The sequence below is a fragment of the Rhodoferax sp. AJA081-3 genome (assembly GCF_017798165.1).
Taxonomy (GTDB): domain Bacteria; phylum Pseudomonadota; class Gammaproteobacteria; order Burkholderiales; family Burkholderiaceae_C; genus Allorhodoferax.
Genome location: NZ_CP059068.1, coordinates 698,677 through 716,328, shown reverse-complemented (window position 1 = coordinate 716,328; position 17,652 = coordinate 698,677). Strand labels below are relative to the sequence as shown.

Below are 17,652 nucleotides of genomic sequence, written 5' to 3'. Positions count from 1 at the left end.
TTTTCTACTCGGTACGTTTGCGAAGTGTGGCGGCCAGGTCTTCCTCCAGCATGGAGGCGGGCACGGTGTCTAAAAAGTCGGGTTCGGGTTGCCGGGGCACGTCAGAGAACAGAGCCCAGGTGGACTCGGTGTTGGCTTCTACGGCATCGGGTACGGGGATGGGGTCGCCTGGCAGGTAACGTTCGGTGGAGCGCTCTGCAGCAGGTGGCCGGGGGGCAGGGGCGGGTGGCTTGTTGTTCACTACGGTTCCCTCGGTTGGCTGGGCTGCTGACACTTTAACGGATTCGTGTGGCGCTCGCAATTTATGCTCTGCCGTGCGGGTTTAGGCTGCGATGTTGCACTCGCGCCGCAGCAGCGACAGGGCATCGTTGAGTGCGTAGTCACGGTCACTGACCAAGGTGGACTCGGCGTCTTCGACAAAGGCCTCCCACAGCTGGATGTAATCACTTTGGGAGTGTTGCGGCGCGTTGTCTGCAATGTATTGGCTGGCCAGATCGAGTTTCAGCCCGGATTTGCGGATTTTGCGAACCAGGGTGGCGGCTGACTTTTCAGTCAAAACCGTTTTGGGCGGGCTACCGGCGGCCACGCAGAGAAACAGGGTAAGCAGGGAGCCGTCGTCACCATGTCCGCCCGTCGCCTTGTTCCACGCGGCTGAGGCATTGCGGTCGAAGTGGTCGACTTCGCTGACGGCGTCTTCCAGCCAGAAGTAGCGGCCCATGAATGCTGGGGTCTGGTCAAACAGCTTGCGCGCAGGCAGTTTGGCATCCAGTATCTTGGGCATATCTACCAACACAGACTGCTGCACGCGCTCCACCACGGGCACGAAGCGGGGCGGCAGGTCTTTGGGCAGGGTGATGGCAGGCACGCTGTCGGCGCTGGGGTATTTCTTGCGCAACGCCAGGATCAGCTTTTCAAACGCAACCCAGTCCGGCATCTCTGTGCGGCGCGATAAACGTGCCAACAGGGCAGTGCGGATTACGGCTTCGGCGTCTTTGCCAGCTTCCTCTAATTCTTCTGCGTTCAGGCCCAGGGTCTCGGCCATCCTGGTGGCAGCATTGACCAGCAGCGTAGCCTGTTGACGCAGGGCCAGCTCGGCCTGGTATTCGGGCAGCGTACGCAGTGACCATTTGGCCAGCAGCGGGATGTGGTCGTCGGTAAAGCCCGTGCCCTCGTTCATGCCGAAGTGGCTGTTTTGCGGCATGGCGATCAGCGCCTTGAGCATGTCGGAGCCGCCTTTGGAGCGGGACAAAAAGGAGTTGTCGCGCAAAGACTCCGCCGCCCGGCGAAGGTCACCACCGCTGCTGTGTTCCAGGTACAGACTTACCAGGTTGACCATACGGTCGCGGGCTTTTTCCAGCTCGGGGCGCAGGAACTCGGTGCCAAAGTAGCGTGCTATCTGCACCATGCCTTTGGGCGCATCCTGGCATATGGCATCCAGCTTGGTCTGGTCGATGATGCCGTGCTGTACGCCATAGGCCAGCGCTTTCTCGAAAAACGGACGTGCGTCAAACAGCGATACGGATTGCTGCGACATCAGATCGCGGATTCCTCGTCGTCTTCGCGCGCAGCGGGTGTGGCCTTGCCGCGGTCTGTGTCGCCTGTTTCGACCTTGCCATCGTCTTCTTCGGCTTCTTCCACCGTGTCGTCGTCATCGTCCAGGCCCAGGTCATGGGCGCGGGCCTTGGCGCGCAGCACCATCACGGTTTCGGTAAAGAGGTCGGGGCATTCGTGGCGCAACAACCAGGCCAGTTGCATCCAATCCTGGTCGGTGACTTCGTCCAGCTCAATGCGGGGTGGTGCGTAGGCCAGGGACAGCAGGGCGGTTTCGGACAACATTTCGCCGTCGTCTTCTACCGTGTCAAACGTGCCGGTGCGGGCAAATGCTTCGATACGGCTCCATTTTTCGGAGAAGTAGTCGGCCAGGGCTTCACTGCCACCTTCCAGATCACCAATCGCAATCAGAAATGCAACCGGGTCAGCATCTTCGCGGAAGATGACCGAGTTGACCATGCCGCGCAAGTGGGTGCGGGTCAGGTCTTTGTATTGTTTTTCAATCACCACGGCCCGGGCAAACATCTCGGGTGTGACCAGCAGGTTGATGACGGATTCCTTGGAGTTGTCGTACTCGCGTATCACTGCCAGGATGTCCTTGGGCGGCAATTGCTCCAGTACGACCAATAGGGCGCCGTCCCCTTCGGCGTCGGCCAGTTCGACCAGGGCCGATTCAGCCCCCACGATGTCGCCGGCGGCGATCAGGCTCTGGGTTTTGGCGATGAGGGCTAGGTTGCTGTCCATGCCATCACTCCTTGCGGTCAAAGCCTTGCTCGACCATCCAGTCGGCACCGGCTTCTTCGCGCGTGCGGGCTTCTGCCTCTTCAGCGTCTTCCACGCCGTGATCACCATCTTCGTTTTCGTCCTCGTCGTCCGACTCGGCAGCTTGTGGGTACTCAGGCTTGCTGTGCATGTACTCCAGCGCGGCGGCTACGGTCATGAACCATTCGCCCATGGGTTGCTTCTGCAATACGTGGACGATTTCTTGCGTCCAGGGCGCCAGCTCAATCGCGTGGGCCAGGCTATCCCATTCGGGCAGGGCATCGGCATCACGGCTCAGCAGGTCGTCCATGGCGGCGAGGGATGTGAAGCGAAAACCTTTGTGGAAGACCACGGCCACCATTTCGGGGCTGATCTCCATCATGTGGACCAGAAATTCCATTTCCTTGCGCCGCTGCTTCAGGCGTTTGTCCAGGATGTGGACGCCTTCTGAGTCAAATGTCAGGTCGTCCAGTTCTGCAGAGTAGGCCGAGCGCAGATTGCGAAAGTAGGGGGAAATGTTCATTCAGTGTGGGTCTAGGTTAAGTCGGTTGAAATAGTTCTGCCAAATTTCGCGTGCGGTGTCGATGGGGCTGTCCAACAGGTTGCGTCGCCGGTTGTCGTCGTAGGCCTGGCGTTTGCTGTCGTCAGACAACACGTCATAAGCCTCCTGCACGGCTCGAAAACGGGCTGGTGCGCCAGGATCGTCGTTGCGATCCGGGTGGTGCAGGGACGCTTGCTGTCGGAAGGCCTTCTTGATATCGGCCAGACTGGCTGAACTGTTGAGCCCCAGGCTTGCGTAGTGGTCTTTCACCTCAGATGCGGCACGTTGCGGCGTTTATGGCTCGGGGTGCGCTAACAGGCATGAAAGAGGCTCCAAAAAAAGTGCGTCTTCTATTTTACCCAGTTATGCACAAAGCCGTGCCGCGCGGGTTGATCGGAGCGAGGTGCCATGCAGTCCGTTTCGAGCAGTTCTTGTCCCATTGGACAGGTTTGGCATCAAATTTGCTAGACATGGTTGCGACTGAGGGTCGTCTCCTGGCGAGGTTGTTCGTCTGACCTCGCTTTATCCCCCAGCCTTCATCGGCTGGGGGATTTTTTATGGGCTGATTACGCCTTTTGGTCCAACAACGCCCCGGTCATCTGGTTGCTGGTTTTGAACACTTGCAGGTTCATCAGGAACGCATTCTTGGCCTGCAACTGCGCAACCATATCGGTTTCCAACGCCGCCCCTTCTGTTGTGGATTGGCTGAGGGCGGTTGAGACGCCCCCTTCCTGTTGTTCGGTCTGAATGACTTCCTGCCTCCGAAAGGCTTTCGTTTCGGTGTTGGCCACATTGTGGGCAGCCGAATCCAGTCGGGTTTGTGCGGCGTTCATGCCGGATTGGGAAATGGATGAAACAGAAGCCATGTGTCGCGCCTGATACCTGGGGTTTGGTTGGGGTGTACCTACACCTTAGTCCTTTTATCGCTTGGATACAAATGCGATAAGGACTAGAGTGGGGGCGTTGCCCCGCCAACCACTTCCAGTGCCAGTGCATCCAACGCAAAAGGAGGAGGCCCATGTCGTTCGCCCATGTGTTGTGGATGGTGGTCATCGTCGGGTTCGTTGCCCCTCCAGCGTGGGCCCAGCGTGTCACGTGTGTCGCCACATTCAGCCCGACCACGGGTGCGTTGGCGTTAGAAGCGGCGGCAGTCGGTAACACCCGGTACCAGGTCCGGCTTTCACTGGCCGGTGGCGCGGCAATGGCGTTTCAACTGGATAGTGCGGCGGTGACGACTAGTGCGTGTTACGACCCGGCGACGTTTGATGGCAGCGCGGTCAGTATTCCAGCGGTCGGTGTGGGAACTGATTCCTACTCCGCCACCATGGTGTTGGCAGCGGGCGCCGTGCCTATGCAGTTCGGCCAGGTCATCGCCACCAAGAACCCGCGCCTGGTGCCGGACCCTGGCATACGCGTCAACCAGGCAAGCAATCCTTTTGCATCGGTGGACAGTACCGGAACTACCTACCTCGGCTACCAGGACCGCAGCAGTGGCAACATCACCCGATTCCAATCTGCCACGGATGGCTTGGGTTTTGCCAATCCCACAACACTGACCTACACGAACCGGTCCGTGGACTCCCGGAAAACACTGATGCCCGACGGCAGAACTTGGCGCCTGTACCAATACGACCTGGTTGCCAAGGTGATGACCAGTTACAGCTCAACCGACGGCAATAGTTTCACCGCCGACGCCGGCATACGTTACAGCCCGGCCGCCGGTGACAACAACACACTGGGGGTCTACAACAGTTATGTCGTCAGCGACAACTCGGTGATCCTTACTTATGTGGGCGACCTGATGGGCAAGAACAATTTGCGCATGGCACGTTCAACCGACAATGGCCTCAGCTTTACATTTCTCAAGAGCAATGTTCTGGGGGATGACGGCGCCGGTGGCGGTGGCAACACCTTTATCGACAACAAGACCTTGCTGTTAGCGGACGGTCGGCGCCGCATGGTGACGATGCGGTCCAATGAAATCCACAGTTTTATCAGCAGCGATGGACTCAACTACGTGCGTGAACCCGGTGTGCGCCTGAAGACCTCCGATTTCGCCAGCGTTGGCATCACGATCTACTCGCTGAATGACCCTGTGATGGTGCGGACGGCGGATGGGCGGTATCGGGTTTATGTTGCTGCTTCCACGTCCAATGCGACCGATGAGGGGCCGGGCAATGCCAATTGGGTGATTGTCAGTGCGCCGTGGAGTGATTGAGCGGTAGTCGAATGCGGTTAAAATCCAGCGATCAACTTTGTATAAGAGCGAGAAAGGCAATCTGGTTATGACACCGCGAACTACACCGGCGACATTCACAACAAGCGAATAAGGCCGTAGTCCGCGCGCCTTGTGCGCAGCCAGCTACCAAATTTATAGTAAAGCGCGGACCATTCCGCGCTTTTTGCTTTTCGGATCGACTCTTTTTAGGCACCCACCATGATTCAAATTACGCTCCCCGACGGTTCCCAACGTGAATTCCCCGGCCCAGTCACTGTGGCCGAAGTTGCCGCATCCATCGGCGCAGGTCTGGCCAAGGCCGCGCTGGCCGGCAAAGTCCGAGCTGTAGGCGAGCCTGCTGATGCTGCAAAGGTTGTGGACACCAGCTTTCAGATGACGGCCAATAGTGCGCTGTCCATCATCACCGGCAAAGACGCCGATGGCCTGGAGGTCATCCGCCACTCCACGGCTCACTTGCTGGCCTATGCGGTGAAGGAATTGTTCCCAGAAGCACAGGTGACCATCGGCCCCGTCATTGAGCACGGTTTTTTCTACGATTTTTCCTACAAGCGTCCTTTTACGCCAGAAGACCTGGTGGCCATCGAGAAGAAAATGACCGCGTTGGCTGCGCTGGACGAACCCGTCACACGCCGCGTGTTGCCGCGCGACGAGGCAGTAGCCTATTTCAAGAGCCTGGGTGAGCACTACAAGGCAGAGATCATTGAAAGCATCCCCGCGGACCAGGAAGTATTCCTGTACCGCGAAGGCAAGTTCGAGGATTTGTGCCGCGGCCCCCACGTGCCCAGCACCGGTAAGCTCAAGCACTTCAAGTTGATGAAGGTGGCCGGCGCCTACTGGCGTGGCGACCACAAGAACGAGATGCTGCAGCGTATCTACGGCACGGCCTGGGCTAGCAAGGTCGAACTGCAGCAGCATTTGACGATGCTGGAAGAGGCCGAAAAGCGCGACCACCGCAAGTTGGGCCGCGAGCTGGACCTGTTCCACATCGACGAACATTCCCCAGGCACCGTGTTCTGGCACCCCAAGGGCTGGACGCTGTGGCAGGGCGTGGAGCAGTACATGCGCAAGGTGTACCAGGACAATGGTTACCAGGAAGTCAAGGGCCCGCAGATCCTGGACCAGGGGCTGTGGGAGAAGACCGGCCACTGGGACAAGTACCGCGAGAACATGTTCGTCACCGAGTCGGAAAAGCGCGACTACGCGCTCAAGCCGATGAACTGCCCCGGCCACATCCTGATTTACAAACACGGCGTCAAGAGCTACCGCGACCTGCCGCTGCGTTTCGGCGAATTCGGTGCCTGCCACCGCAACGAGCCTTCGGGCGGCCTGCACGGCATCATGCGGGTGCGCGCCTTTACGCAGGATGATGGTCACATCTTCTGTACCGAAGACCAGATCCAGGGCGAGGTGAAAGCCTTCACCGTGCTGCTGCAAAAGGTCTATGCAGACTTTGGCTTTCACAACATCATCTACAAGATTGCGACCCGCCCGGCCCAGCGCATTGGCACAGAAGAAAGTTGGGACCGTGCCGAGGCCGCCCTGGCGGAAGGTCTGCGTGCCTCAGGGTGTGAGTTTGAGTACCTGCCGGGTGAGGGCGCCTTCTACGGCCCCAAGATCGAGTACACGCTGAAAGACGCATTGGGCCGCCCCTGGCAGTGCGGCACCATCCAGATCGACCCCAATATGCCGGAGCGTCTGGACGCGGAATTTGTGGGTGAAGACGGGGCCCGCCACCGTCCCATCATGTTGCACCGCGCCATTGTCGGTAGCCTGGAGCGTTTCATCGGCATCCTGATCGAAGGCAGTGCCGGAGCCCTGCCAGCCTGGCTGGCGCCGGTGCAGGTGGCGGTGCTGAATATCACCGATGCGCAGGCCGAATATGCCCGCTCCGTGGCTAAAACGCTGCAAAATCAAGGGCTTAGAGTCAATTTAGACCTGCGCAACGAGAAGATTACGTATAAAATACGCGAGCATTCGATGCAGAAGCTGCCGTATCTGGTCGTTATTGGCGACAAAGAAATGGCAGCCGGTGCTGTTGCAGTGCGCGCCCGGGGTGGTCAAGACCTCGGTGCAATGCCCCTTGATGCCTTTGTGCAAAAAATCCTGGGTGACATTGCCAACAAGTCGGCTTAATGAGTTGGTTTGTCCGCGTGGGCTGTGCGGCTGTAGCTACTGTTTTGGTAGCAAAGATATTGTGAAGGATTGAGCCATCGCTACTGAATTTCGTGACCGTCGTCAGCGTGAAGAACGCAAACACCGCCTGAACCGTGAAATCATGGCCCCAGAGGTTCGCCTCTCTGGCCCTGAGAATGAGCCACTGGGTGTGGTCAGCCTGATGGAAGCCCTCCGTATGGCGGGTGAGCTGGATGTGGATCTGGTTGAAATTGCTGCTACGGCGAACCCGCCGGTCTGTCGTTTGATGGATTACGGCAAGTTCAAGTACCAGGAACAGAAGAAGGCTGCAGAAGCCAAGGCCAAACAGACGGTTATCGAAATCAAGGAAATCAAATTCCGCCCTGGTACCGATGACGGCGACTACAACATCAAGATGCGCAATATCAAGCGCTTCCTGGCCGATGGCGACAAGTGCAAGATCACTTTGCGTTTTCGGGGGCGAGAAATCACCCACCAGGAAATCGGTATGGCGTTGTTGAACCGTATTCGTGCCGATTTGGCTGATTTGATTGTGGTGGAGCAATTCCCTAAGCTCGAAGGGCGTCAGATGATCATGATGATCGCCCCGGGTAAGAAAAAGCCGACTTCTGGTAAGGCGGCAACCGAAGCAACAGCACCTGCTGCTTCGTAAAAAGAGATTGGGGGGCGAAAGCCCCCTGGTAAGTGGAATGCCGAAAGGCACCCACAAGTGGTAGGTTGCAAAACACGCCACATAAGTGGCTCGGGGCCAACAAGGCTGGAAGTAGTTTCCAGACGCCTCACGAGCACAAGCAAGAAGGAGCATTAATATGCCCAAAATGAAGACCAAGAGCGCGGCGAAGAAACGCTTCCGCGTCCGTCCAGGTGGAACCGTCAAGCGCGGCCAAGCCTTCAAACGTCACATCTTGACCAAGAAGACCACCAAAAATAAACGCCATCTGCGCGGTGCAGTAACTGTCCATCCGACCAATATGGGTCATATGGCACAGATGCTCCCAGGCCGTGGTATTTAATTAACGACGAACAAGGAGTAATCACATGCCTCGCGTCAAACGTGGTGTAACGGCTCGCGCCCGCCACAAAAAAGTTCTGGCCCTTGCAAAAGGTTTTCGCGGTCGCCGCGGTAATGTCTTCCGCGTCGCCAAAGAAGCGGTAATGAAGGCTGGGCAATATGCCTACCGTGACCGTCGTACCAAGAAACGTGTCTTCCGTCAGTTGTGGATTGCCCGTATCAATGCGGCTGCTCGCCAGTGCGGCATGACATACAGCCAATTCGCCAACGGTCTGAAGAAAGCCAATATCGAGATCGACCGCAAGGTTCTGTCCGATATCGCCATTCACGACATGGCGGCTTTTGCCGGTATCGTGGAGCAAGTCAAGGCCAAGCTGGCTGCTTGATTTTCGCCCTGTGATGCTATCGTTTTGGTAGCTATCAGTGCAAATAGAACAAGGGCTAGAGCTTGAAAGAGCGCTAGCCCTTTTTCATTGACCCCAAGAATATATGAACGATCTGAACGCCATCGTCGAGTCTGCCCAAGTGGCCTTTGCTGCAGCTGTCACGCCCGCTGACCTGGAGAACGCCAAAGCGCTGTTCCTCGGCAAATCCGGCCGCATCACCGAGTTGATGAAAGGCATGGCAGCCTTGAGCGTGGATGAGAAGAAATCCCGCGGCGCCGCCATCAATATCGCCAAGCAGGCCATCGAGACCGCGTTGACGAACCGTCGCCAGGCATTGGCCGATGCGGAGCTGCAGGCCCAGTTGCGCGCAGAGGCGCTGGATGTGAGCCTGCCAGGCCGCCAGCGCGGGCAGGGCGGTTTGCACCCCGTGTCACTGACGCTGGAACGCATCGAGGCGATTTTTGGCTCCATGGGTTTTGACGTGGCGCAGGGCCCCGAGATCGAGTCCGACTGGTTCAACTTCACAGCCCTGAACACGCCCGAAGACCACCCTGCGCGCTCCATGCACGACACCTTCTATGTGGAAGGTGGCTCGGAGACCGCGCCGAATTTGCTGCGTACCCACACCAGCCCCATGCAGATCCGCTACGCGGTGCAGCATGTCAAAAAATATAGCAACAAAGCCAATGGTGGCGGGGGCTCTGGCCTGTTTTCAGGAGATATGCCTGAGATTCGCGTGATTGCGCCCGGTCGTACCTACCGCGTCGACAGTGATGCCACGCATTCACCCATGTTCCACCAGTGCGAAGGCCTGTGGGTGGGCGAGAACGTCAGCTTCAAGGACCTGAAGTTTGTTTTCACCGATTTCTGCCGCACCTTCTTTGAATCGGACGACCTGGTGCTGCGCTTCCGCCCCAGCTTCTTCCCATTCACCGAGCCCAGCGCCGAGATCGACATCCAGTTCCAGACCGGCCCCTTGGCCGGCCGTTGGCTGGAAGTGGCCGGCTCTGGCCAGGTGCACCCCAATGTGGTGCGCAACATGGGCCTGGACCCAGAAAAATACATTGGCTTCGCCTTTGGCATGGGCCCGGACCGCCTGACCATGCTGCGCTACGGTGTCAACGATTTGCGGCTGTTCTTTGATGGTGATGTTCGCTTCCTGTCGCAGTTCCAGTAAGCACGCCTCGTCTCGAAACCGATTCTGAACCGATTAAGTACCATGCAATTCTCCGAATCCTGGTTGCGCACCTTCTGCAACCCACCCATTTCCACGCAGCAGTTGGCGGACACGCTGACCATGGCCGGCCTGGAGGTCGAAGAACTCAAACCAGTCGCGCCTCCGTTCACCAAGATTGTGGTTGGTGAAATCAAGACGGCTGAGCAACACCCCAATGCTGACCGTTTGCGCGTCTGCACCGTGGATGTGGGTCAGCCGGAGTTGCTGAACATTGTGTGCGGCGCACCCAATGCCCGTGTTGGCATCCGTATTCCTTGCGCGCTGGTGGGGGCAGAGTTGCCCCCGGGTGAAGATGGCAAGCCTTTCCTGATCAAGGTCGGCAAGCTGCGCGGCGTCGAAAGCCAGGGCATGTTGTGCTCGGCCAAGGAGCTGCAACTGGCCGATGACCACGGTGGCCTGCTGGAACTAGCCGCTGACGCCCCCTTGGGCCAGAACATCCGCGAGCACCTGAATCTGGACGACACCCTGTTCACACTCAAGCTCACGCCCAATCTGGCGCATTGCCTGAGTGTCTACGGCGTGGCCCGTGAAGTGTCTGCTTTGACCGGTGCGCCGTTGGTGTCGCCTACCTTCCCGGCTGTGGCTGTTGGCAACCAAGACAAAGTTGCGGTCAAGATCAGCGCGCCCGACCTGTGCGGCCGCTTCTCCGGTCGTGTGATCCGCAACGTCAACACCAAGGCCAAGACACCGCAGTGGATGGTGGATCGCCTGGCACGCTGCGGCCAGCGCAGCGTCACAGCCCTGGTGGACATCTCCAACTATGTGATGTTTGAACTGGGCCGCCCGTCCCACATATTTGATTTGGACAAGATCCATGGCGGCCTGGATGTGCGCTGGGGCAAGCCCGGTGAACAGCTTAAGCTGCTGAACGGCAACACCGTGACCGTCGACGAAAAAGTGGGCGTGATTGCCGACGACGTGCAGGTCGAATCCCTGGCAGGCATCATGGGTGGCGACGCCACCTCCGTGACCGACGACACACAACACGTGTATGTGGAAGCTGCCTTCTGGTGGCCCAAATCCATCGCAGGGCGCTCGCGCCGCTTTAACTTCTCGACCGATGCTGGCCACCGCTTCGAGCGCGGTGTGGATCCGCAATTGACGATCGAACACATCGAACGCCTGAGCCAGCTCATCAACGATATCTGCGGCACAGGCAGCACCAGTTGCGGCCCAGTGGACGACCACCAACCCCGCATGCCGGTGCCCGCACCGGTCAGCGTGCGTGTGGCCCGAGCCAGCAAGGTCATCGGCATGCCCTTGACACAAGCCCAGTGCGTGGACGCGCTGGAGCGCCTGGGCCTGACCGTGACACAAGCTGAGGGCGTGTTGACCCTGGTGCCACCGTCTTACCGTTTCGACCTGCAGATCGAAGAAGACCTGATCGAAGAAATCGCGCGTATGGTGGGTTACGACAACCTGCCGCACACGCCGCCGCTGGCACCTATCACCGCCAAGATCCGCACCGAGGCTGCGCGCGGACCATTCGCCGTGCGCCGTTCGCTGGCGGCCTTGGGTTACCAGGAAACCATCAACTTCAGCTTTGTTGAAGAAAGCTGGGAGCATGGTCTGGCGGGCAACCCCAATCCCATCAAACTGCTGAACCCGATTGCCAGCCAGATGAGCGTGATGCGCTCGTCCTTGTTGGGTTCGCTGCTGCAAGTGCTGAAGTTCAACCAAGCCCGTAAACAACCGCGTGTGCGTGTGTTTGAGTTGGGCCGTGTGTTCCTGCGCGATGCTTCGGTCAAGAGCACAGACGCCACGGTCGAAGGGTTCGACCAGCCCATGCGTGTGGCCGGTCTGGCCAGTGGAAGTGCCGATTTATTGCAGTGGGGCCGCAAAGAGCAGGGCGTAGATTTCTTTGACATCAAAGGTGATGTGGAAGCCTTGCTGGCACCGCTGCAAGCCCAGTTTGCGCCCGGTAACCATCCCGCCATGCACCCCGGTCGTTGCGCACAGGTTGTGTTGGACGGCAAGGCCATCGGTTTTGTCGGCGAACTGCACCCCCAATGGCGCCAGCAGTTTGAGCTGACGCAGGCGCCGGTGTTGTTCGAGCTGGACCTGGATGCCGTGCTGCAACGCCGTGTGGCCGAGTTCAAGCCCGTTGCCAAGCTGCAGCCGGTGCAGCGCGACATCGCGGTGGTGGTTGCAGATGACGTGACCCATGCCGCGCTGATGGCTGCCATCTGGGCAGCGCCTACGTCCGGTCTGCTGCGTGATGCTCAGTTGTTTGATGTGTACCGCCCCAAGTTGGCCAAAGACGCGGCCCCTGTGGCCGATGGCGCGACGGATCGCAGCCTGGCAGTGCGTCTCACGCTGAACAGCGACGACGCCACCTTGTCCGAAGAGCAGATTGAGTCGGCTGTGAAAGCCATTGTGGAACAGCTGACGGCGTCCTTGGGCGCCCGCCAGCGTGTCTGACGGAGTCACTGTGTTACAAGAAAAGGATAGCGCAGCCATGGATTTTTCTGTTGAGAGTCTGGAAACCCCGGCACTGACCAAGGCGCAACTGGCCGATTTGCTGTTTGAGCAGATCGGTCTGAACAAGCGCGAATCCAAGGACATGATCGACGCCTTCTTTGACTTGATCGCAGCCAGCTTGGTCGACGGCACGGATGTCAAGATTTCGGGCTTTGGCAATTTCCAGATCCGAACCAAGGCACCCCGGCCTGGCCGCAATCCGCGTACCGGCGAGGCCATTCCCATCCAGGCCCGACGCGTCGTGACCTTCCACGCCAGCCACAAGCTCAAAGAGCAAATCCAGGAAGTCTCCTGAACACTTTCACGCGTTTGTGACACAAACGTAACAATTTGTGCGGCACTGCCGCAATCAGTCTTTGCACTGAGGCAAAACTTAGAGTAACCTCTACGCTTTCCCTCGTACAGCATTGATTTCAATGGAGAAAACTCTCCCCCCCATTCCCGCCAAGCGTTATTTCACCATCGGTGAGGTGGGGGATTTGTGCGGCGTAAAACCCCATGTGCTACGGTATTGGGAGCAAGAGTTCACGCAACTACGCCCTATGAAGCGGCGCGGCAATCGGCGCTACTACCAGCACCATGAGGTCCTGATGATTCGCCGCATACGCGATTTGTTGTATGACCAGGGTTTTACGATCAGTGGTGCCCGCAACAAAATGCAGGAAATACTGCAAAGTGAGCGCGACAAGAAACGCAATGGCGAGGTCATGCTCGAAGGCGTCGAGGTGTTGGAGGTCGACGATGTTGACATGGACGACTTCGAAGACAGCCAATCGCCCGATCTGGTGGACGATAACTCCACGCAATTGCTACAGGTGCGCCGAGAATTTTTGAAATTCGTGAGTTGTTGGTGGCTTGAGCCCAAGAACTGCTGTTTAGCCGGGTTATAATTGAAGGCTAGATCGGTGTGTGGCGCAGCCTGGTAGCGCACTTGCATGGGGTGCAAGGGGTCGAAGGTTCGAATCCTTTCACACCGACCATATAGATACGACAAAAGCCTTCGAAGCGCAATCTTCGAAGGCTTTTTTCATGGCCGGGTACTTTCTGACTGCTGCAGCTCTGCCAGCGTATTGATGTTGCGAAACGCAGCCTCGTCTGCAAAGTGCACTTCGGCCACGCGCAGCGTTGCATACCAGCGCTCAACCTTGCGGCCACCGCCCTGTAGGAATGCGGTCAGATGGGGCAGCACCGAAACTTTGGTCAGGCAAAACACAGGGTGCGGCTGGCGGGTATCGCCGGTGCCGGTCACTGCAACGGCGAGGTCAGCGTCCGCGGCTGTCAGAGCTGCCGACAACCGGGCGACCAAATCAGTGGGCAGAAAAGGGGAGTCGCAGGGAGCGGTCACCAGATAAGGCGTTTGGCAATGCACCAAGCCCGTTTGCAAACCTGCCAGCGGGCCGGCAAAGTTGGGCATGGCGTCGGGCCAGACCGGCACACCAAATGCCGCATAGGCATCTGCATTTTGGTTCGCGCTGATCAACAGGCGCTGTACCTGGGGTTGCAGCCGGGTCAGCACATGTTGCACCATGGGGTGTCCGCCCAATAGGGCCAAGCCCTTGTCTATGCTGCCCATGCGGGAGCCACGTCCACCTGCAAGTATTAGCCCGGTAATTTCCATGTTGTTAAAGAAGCGTGTCCGCAGGGCAGTGCTTGTGTGGGTCGACGGTTTGCAAGGTGTCGGCCACCACCTGTTGGAGCTGGGCTTGCACGTCGGGCGGTATGTCGCTGGGGGCAAGGGTTGGCAGGCTGTTGGGTGGCACACCGGTCAGGCTGGCAAACATCACCAGCGCGGCCAGATGCGCTCCCGCCGCGGTGGCATGGTTGCTATCGGCAGCGTAGAGTGCCAGACCAGGGTGGCGTTGCGTGGCCAGGTCCCAGGCTTGGCCCATGGGGGCTACGCAGGCGGGCTCCTTTTGCGCGATGGATACGTGGAGGTTGTAGATGCGGTCGGTTTCGGCGACGCCACGGCGTGGCCACTCCGGAAACATCACCGGCAGCGCCTTGGACGTACGCGCCATGCGTACCAGGGCCTGGGCCTCTGTGGTCGAATAGGTATGGAGACCGCTGGTGCTGTATTTCTGGGCTTGCAGGATGACGGCACTCCAGGTCTGGCCCTCCAGCAGCTGGAGGGTGCTTGTGTTGTACCGGTGTTCGTCCAGAAACAGGGAGTCTGGTGCAACACTCACCGCCACCGTTTTGCCCGGTCGTCCGGCCACCAGCATGGCGTGCAGGCGTTGCGGCAGGCCATGGACTGCGGTGTGGCTGTTGCCCATCATCAATACACGGATGTCGGCAGAAGCAACGGTGCTGTTGGTTGGTGCGGCGGTGGTGGTTGGGGTCGCCGGACTGACAGTGGGCCCGGCGCCGCCGCAAGCCAACACGATGGCACACACCATGCCGACGGTGAGTCGGCGGATCCAAGGGATAGAGCGGTGTGCCATGCTTCAGGTCGGGAGGGGGTTGTGGCGAGGTCGTTAGTGGTTAAATCGCCCCTCAGCCCCCGTGGAATATACCCGAATAGCTATACAAAATATAGCAATGGTTTGCCCTAGTTCACCATCACCAGCTTGCCCATGACGCCGCGCGAGCCCATGTGGGCATACGCAGCCTTGAGCTCAGCCATGGGCATGATGCGGTCAATCACCGGCTTGATCTTGCCCTGGCCGTACCACTGGGCCAGTTCGCCCATCATGGCGGCATTGGCCTTGGGTTCTTTCTTGGCGAAGTCGCCCCAGAACACCCCCACGATGGACGCACCCTTGAGCAGGGCCAGGTTGAAGGGCAGGGCGGGAATGGGGCCAGATGCAAAGCCCACCACCAGGTAACGCCCGCGCCAGGCAATGGATCGGAAGGCCGGCTCGGCAAAGTCGCCACCCACGGGGTCATAAATGACGTCCGGGCCCTTGCCGTCGGTCAAGGCCTTCAGCGCGTCGCGTAGATTCTCGGTGGAGTAGTTGATGGTGGCATCGGCGCCGATCTTCTTGCACAGGTCGCATTTTTCTTGTGTGGATGCGGCCGCGATCACTTTGGCACCCATGGCCTTGGCAATCTGGATGGCAGACGTGCCCACACCACCGGCCGCGCCCAGCACCAGCACGGTTTCACCGGCCTTCAACTGGGCCCGGTCTACCAGCGCGTGGTAAGACGTGGCATAGATCATGATGAAAGCCGCGGCATCCACCATGGGGAAGCCCGGCGGCAGCGGCATACACAGCGCAGCTGGGGCGATGGTGTGGGTGCCAAAGCCGCCGGTGCCGCTGAGGCAGGCCACGCTCTGGCCGACCTTCAGATGGGTCACACCTTCACCCACCGCCTGCACGATGCCGGCGTATTCCGAACCCGGCACAAAGGGCAGGGCGGGTTTCATCTGGTACTTGTTTTGCACGATCAGGATGTCGGGGAAGTTCAGGCTGGCGGCCTTGATTTCCAATAGCACCTCACCCGCTTTGGGCTGGGGCGTGGGTAGTTCTTTCCAGTTCAGGGCGTCGATACCGGTGGGGTTTTCGCAAAGCCAGGCGTGCATGGGAATCTCCAAAAAAAGTTGGGGCATCATAGGCCGTGGCTGTGGCAAAAAATGTCGCTGGGGCGACCCGGCCCGGTTACGTGGAGGGTTCTTGGCGGCCCCTACAATGGTCCTTCAACCCCCCAAGATGTATGAAAATTCTGATTTCCAATGACGATGGATACCTGGCCCCTGGCCTGATGGCGCTGTACGAGGCGCTGAAAGATGTTGCCGAAGTGGAGGTGATAGCGCCCGAGCAAAACAACAGCGCCAAATCCAACGCGCTGACCCTTCATTCGCCCCTGTACGTGCACCAGGCCAGCAATGGGTTTCGTTTTGTGAATGGCACACCGGCTGACTGCGTACACATTGCGCTGACCGGTCTGCTGGATTACCGGCCCGATCTGGTGGTCTCCGGCATCAACAACGGCGCCAATATGGGGGATGACACGATTTATTCGGGCACGGTGGGTGCTGCCATGGAGGGGTTTCTGTTTGGTATCCCGGCCATTGCCTTTTCACAGGTGGAGAAAGACTGGCACCACCTGGACAGCGCCACACGCAAGGTGCGTGAACTGGTGCAGTCCATGGAGCAACAGCAGTTGATCACCCACACGCCGTTTCTGCTCAACGTCAACATTCCCAACTTGCCTTACGAACAAATTGGCAACACCAAGCTGTGCCGCTTGGGGAAGCGCCATGCGGCTGAAAAGGTGATCCAGCAAAAGAGCCCACGCGGCGACACCATGTACTGGATTGGTGCGGCTGGCCCGGTCAAGGATGACGCCGAAGGCACCGACTTCCACGCCACGGCCCAGGGCCATATGTCCATCACACCCTTGAAGGTGGATTTGACGGACCACGACAGCCTGCGCTACTGGGCACAAACCGCGTCGCGTTTGTCGGGTGCTGCACCCCAACCCGCGCCAGTTGCCGCGCCATGAAACAACGCCCCTCGTTCCCCGCCCGGCTGGACACCACACTGGCCAAAAACCGGCCCAACGCCCATGGGGTGCCAGCGCCCGCCAAAGCGGCGGCCCCAACAACTCAAACCAGTGCCGCACCTGCCGGTGTTAGCAAAAACGCCAACGCGGCCAAACCGGCCGCGCCACAAGGCCATGGCATGGAATCCAGCGCTGTGCGCGCCCGCATGGTGCAAAAACTGGCGGCCGGAGGCATTACCGATGCCCATGTGTTGGCTGCCATGGGCACCATCGAACGCCACCGCTTTGTAGACAGTGCCCTGATTAACCAGGCCTATGAAGACACCAGCCTGCCTATTGGGCTGGGCCAGACCATTTCCAAACCCGGTGTGGTGTCGCGCATGCTGGAGCTGCTGCGCAACGGCCACAGCGGCAAGCTGGGACGGGTGCTGGAAATCGGCACCGGCTGCGGTTACCAGGCCGCCGTGTTGAGCTGCCTGGCCACCGAGGTCTACAGCATCGAGCGCCTGCGCGGCCTGCACGACCGTGCGCGCGACAACCTGCGCCACCTGCGCCTGCCCAATCTGCACCTGCTGTTTGGCGACGGCATGGTGGGTTACCCCAAGGGCGCACCGTATGCGGCCATCATTGCCGCGGCGGGTGGCGAGGCCGTGCCGCAGGCCTGGGTCGACCAACTGGCCGTGGGCGGGCGGCTGGTGGCGCCGGTGGTCACCATGGGGGCGCCAGGTGCGGCCGGCAGTGCCCAGGCCCTCTTGGTGCTGGATAAAACAGCACAGGGTGTGCGCCAGACCATTTTGGAAGCCGTGCATTTTGTCCCCCTAAAATCGGGTGTTGCTTGAAGGA

General features: G+C 59.2%; 20 protein-coding genes and 1 tRNA gene. 12 read left to right on the top strand and 9 right to left on the bottom strand.

Going from position 1 to position 17,652, the window contains the following annotated elements; genetic code table 11:
- Nucleotides 1–4: 4 nt before the first annotated feature.
- From HZ993_RS03345 to HZ993_RS03320, 6 genes are all read right to left on the bottom strand, one after another.
- Nucleotides 5–241 carry a hypothetical protein gene (locus tag HZ993_RS03345; protein ID WP_209395858.1) on the bottom strand — a complete coding sequence of 79 codons (237 nt, stop codon included), beginning with the start codon at nucleotides 239–241 and terminating at the stop codon, nucleotides 5–7.
- Nucleotides 242–322: 81 nt separating this feature from the next.
- A complete protein-coding gene (locus tag HZ993_RS03340; RefSeq protein WP_209395857.1) occupies nucleotides 323–1,534 on the bottom strand; it encodes a hypothetical protein in 1,212 nt (403 codons plus the stop codon).
- A complete protein-coding gene (locus tag HZ993_RS03335) occupies nucleotides 1,534–2,295 on the bottom strand; it encodes a hypothetical protein (protein ID WP_209395856.1) in 762 nt (253 codons plus the stop codon). Before HZ993_RS03335 ends, HZ993_RS03340 begins: the two co-directional genes overlap by 1 nt.
- Before the next feature lie 4 nt (nucleotides 2,296–2,299).
- On the bottom strand, nucleotides 2,300–2,836 hold the full coding sequence (locus HZ993_RS03330; protein ID WP_209395855.1) for a hypothetical protein: 537 nt from the start codon (nucleotides 2,834–2,836) through the stop codon (nucleotides 2,300–2,302).
- Complete coding sequence (locus HZ993_RS03325) at nucleotides 2,837–3,124, bottom strand: DnaJ domain-containing protein (protein WP_209395854.1); 288 nt, start codon at nucleotides 3,122–3,124, stop codon at nucleotides 2,837–2,839. It abuts the gene before it with no gap.
- Between the two features lie 296 nt (nucleotides 3,125–3,420).
- The gene (locus tag HZ993_RS03320) at nucleotides 3,421–3,720 is read right to left on the bottom strand and encodes a flagellar basal body rod protein (RefSeq protein WP_209395853.1); all 300 of its coding nucleotides are present in this window, start codon (nucleotides 3,718–3,720) and stop codon (nucleotides 3,421–3,423) included.
- Nucleotides 3,721–3,872: 152 nt separating this feature from the next.
- Between HZ993_RS03320 and HZ993_RS03315 the strand changes: the two genes are divergently transcribed.
- The 10 genes from HZ993_RS03315 to HZ993_RS03270 all read left to right on the top strand — a co-directional run bounded on the left by HZ993_RS03315 (nucleotide 3,873) and on the right by HZ993_RS03270 (nucleotide 13,343).
- The gene (locus HZ993_RS03315) at nucleotides 3,873–5,072 is read left to right on the top strand and encodes a hypothetical protein (protein ID WP_209395852.1); all 1,200 of its coding nucleotides are present in this window, start codon (nucleotides 3,873–3,875) and stop codon (nucleotides 5,070–5,072) included.
- 219 nt (nucleotides 5,073–5,291) lie between these two features.
- Nucleotides 5,292–7,226, top strand: a complete 1,935-nt coding sequence (gene thrS / locus HZ993_RS03310) for a threonine--tRNA ligase (protein WP_209395851.1) — start codon at nucleotides 5,292–5,294, stop codon at nucleotides 7,224–7,226.
- 76 nt (nucleotides 7,227–7,302) lie between these two features.
- Nucleotides 7,303–7,899, top strand: coding sequence for a translation initiation factor IF-3 (gene infC / locus HZ993_RS03305; protein ID WP_209398251.1), 597 nt, complete (start codon nucleotides 7,303–7,305; stop codon nucleotides 7,897–7,899).
- 157 nt (nucleotides 7,900–8,056) lie between these two features.
- On the top strand, nucleotides 8,057–8,260 hold the full coding sequence (gene rpmI / locus HZ993_RS03300; protein ID WP_029707661.1) for a 50S ribosomal protein L35: 204 nt from the start codon (nucleotides 8,057–8,059) through the stop codon (nucleotides 8,258–8,260).
- Nucleotides 8,261–8,285: 25 nt separating this feature from the next.
- Complete coding sequence (rplT, locus tag HZ993_RS03295) at nucleotides 8,286–8,645, top strand: 50S ribosomal protein L20 (protein ID WP_209395850.1); 360 nt, start codon at nucleotides 8,286–8,288, stop codon at nucleotides 8,643–8,645.
- Between the two features lie 103 nt (nucleotides 8,646–8,748).
- Nucleotides 8,749–9,822: a phenylalanine--tRNA ligase subunit alpha gene (gene pheS, locus HZ993_RS03290; protein WP_209395849.1), complete on the top strand. Its 1,074-nt coding sequence runs from the start codon at nucleotides 8,749–8,751 to the stop codon at nucleotides 9,820–9,822.
- 42 nt (nucleotides 9,823–9,864) lie between these two features.
- Nucleotides 9,865–12,303 (top strand): phenylalanine--tRNA ligase subunit beta, encoded by a 2,439-nt coding sequence (gene pheT, locus HZ993_RS03285; protein ID WP_209395848.1) that lies wholly within the window; start codon nucleotides 9,865–9,867, stop codon nucleotides 12,301–12,303.
- 37 nt (nucleotides 12,304–12,340) lie between these two features.
- Nucleotides 12,341–12,658, top strand: coding sequence for an integration host factor subunit alpha (locus HZ993_RS03280; protein WP_209395847.1), 318 nt, complete (start codon nucleotides 12,341–12,343; stop codon nucleotides 12,656–12,658).
- Nucleotides 12,659–12,779: 121 nt separating this feature from the next.
- Nucleotides 12,780–13,253: a MerR family transcriptional regulator gene (locus HZ993_RS03275; RefSeq protein ID WP_245213806.1), complete on the top strand. Its 474-nt coding sequence runs from the start codon at nucleotides 12,780–12,782 to the stop codon at nucleotides 13,251–13,253.
- Between the two features lie 13 nt (nucleotides 13,254–13,266).
- Nucleotides 13,267–13,343, top strand: a tRNA-Pro gene (locus HZ993_RS03270).
- A 47-nt stretch (nucleotides 13,344–13,390) separates the two neighbouring features.
- Here the strand turns inward: HZ993_RS03270 and mobA are convergent.
- The 3 genes from mobA to HZ993_RS03255 all read right to left on the bottom strand — a co-directional run bounded on the left by mobA (nucleotide 13,391) and on the right by HZ993_RS03255 (nucleotide 15,886).
- Nucleotides 13,391–13,981, bottom strand: a complete 591-nt coding sequence (gene mobA / locus HZ993_RS03265; RefSeq protein WP_209395846.1) for a molybdenum cofactor guanylyltransferase MobA — start codon at nucleotides 13,979–13,981, stop codon at nucleotides 13,391–13,393.
- A gap of 4 nt (nucleotides 13,982–13,985) precedes the next feature.
- Complete coding sequence (locus HZ993_RS03260) at nucleotides 13,986–14,804, bottom strand: hypothetical protein (RefSeq protein ID WP_209395845.1); 819 nt, start codon at nucleotides 14,802–14,804, stop codon at nucleotides 13,986–13,988.
- 107 nt (nucleotides 14,805–14,911) lie between these two features.
- Nucleotides 14,912–15,886 carry an NADPH:quinone oxidoreductase family protein gene (locus HZ993_RS03255; protein ID WP_209395844.1) on the bottom strand — a complete coding sequence of 325 codons (975 nt, stop codon included), beginning with the start codon at nucleotides 15,884–15,886 and terminating at the stop codon, nucleotides 14,912–14,914.
- 131 nt (nucleotides 15,887–16,017) lie between these two features.
- On the opposite strand from HZ993_RS03255, the gene surE reads away from it, so the two are divergent.
- A complete protein-coding gene (gene surE / locus HZ993_RS03250) occupies nucleotides 16,018–16,809 on the top strand; it encodes a 5'/3'-nucleotidase SurE (protein ID WP_209395843.1) in 792 nt (263 codons plus the stop codon).
- Nucleotides 16,806–17,648: a protein-L-isoaspartate(D-aspartate) O-methyltransferase gene (locus tag HZ993_RS03245; RefSeq protein ID WP_209395842.1), complete on the top strand. Its 843-nt coding sequence runs from the start codon at nucleotides 16,806–16,808 to the stop codon at nucleotides 17,646–17,648. Before surE ends, HZ993_RS03245 begins: the two co-directional genes overlap by 4 nt.
- Nucleotides 17,649–17,652 lie beyond the last annotated feature (4 nt).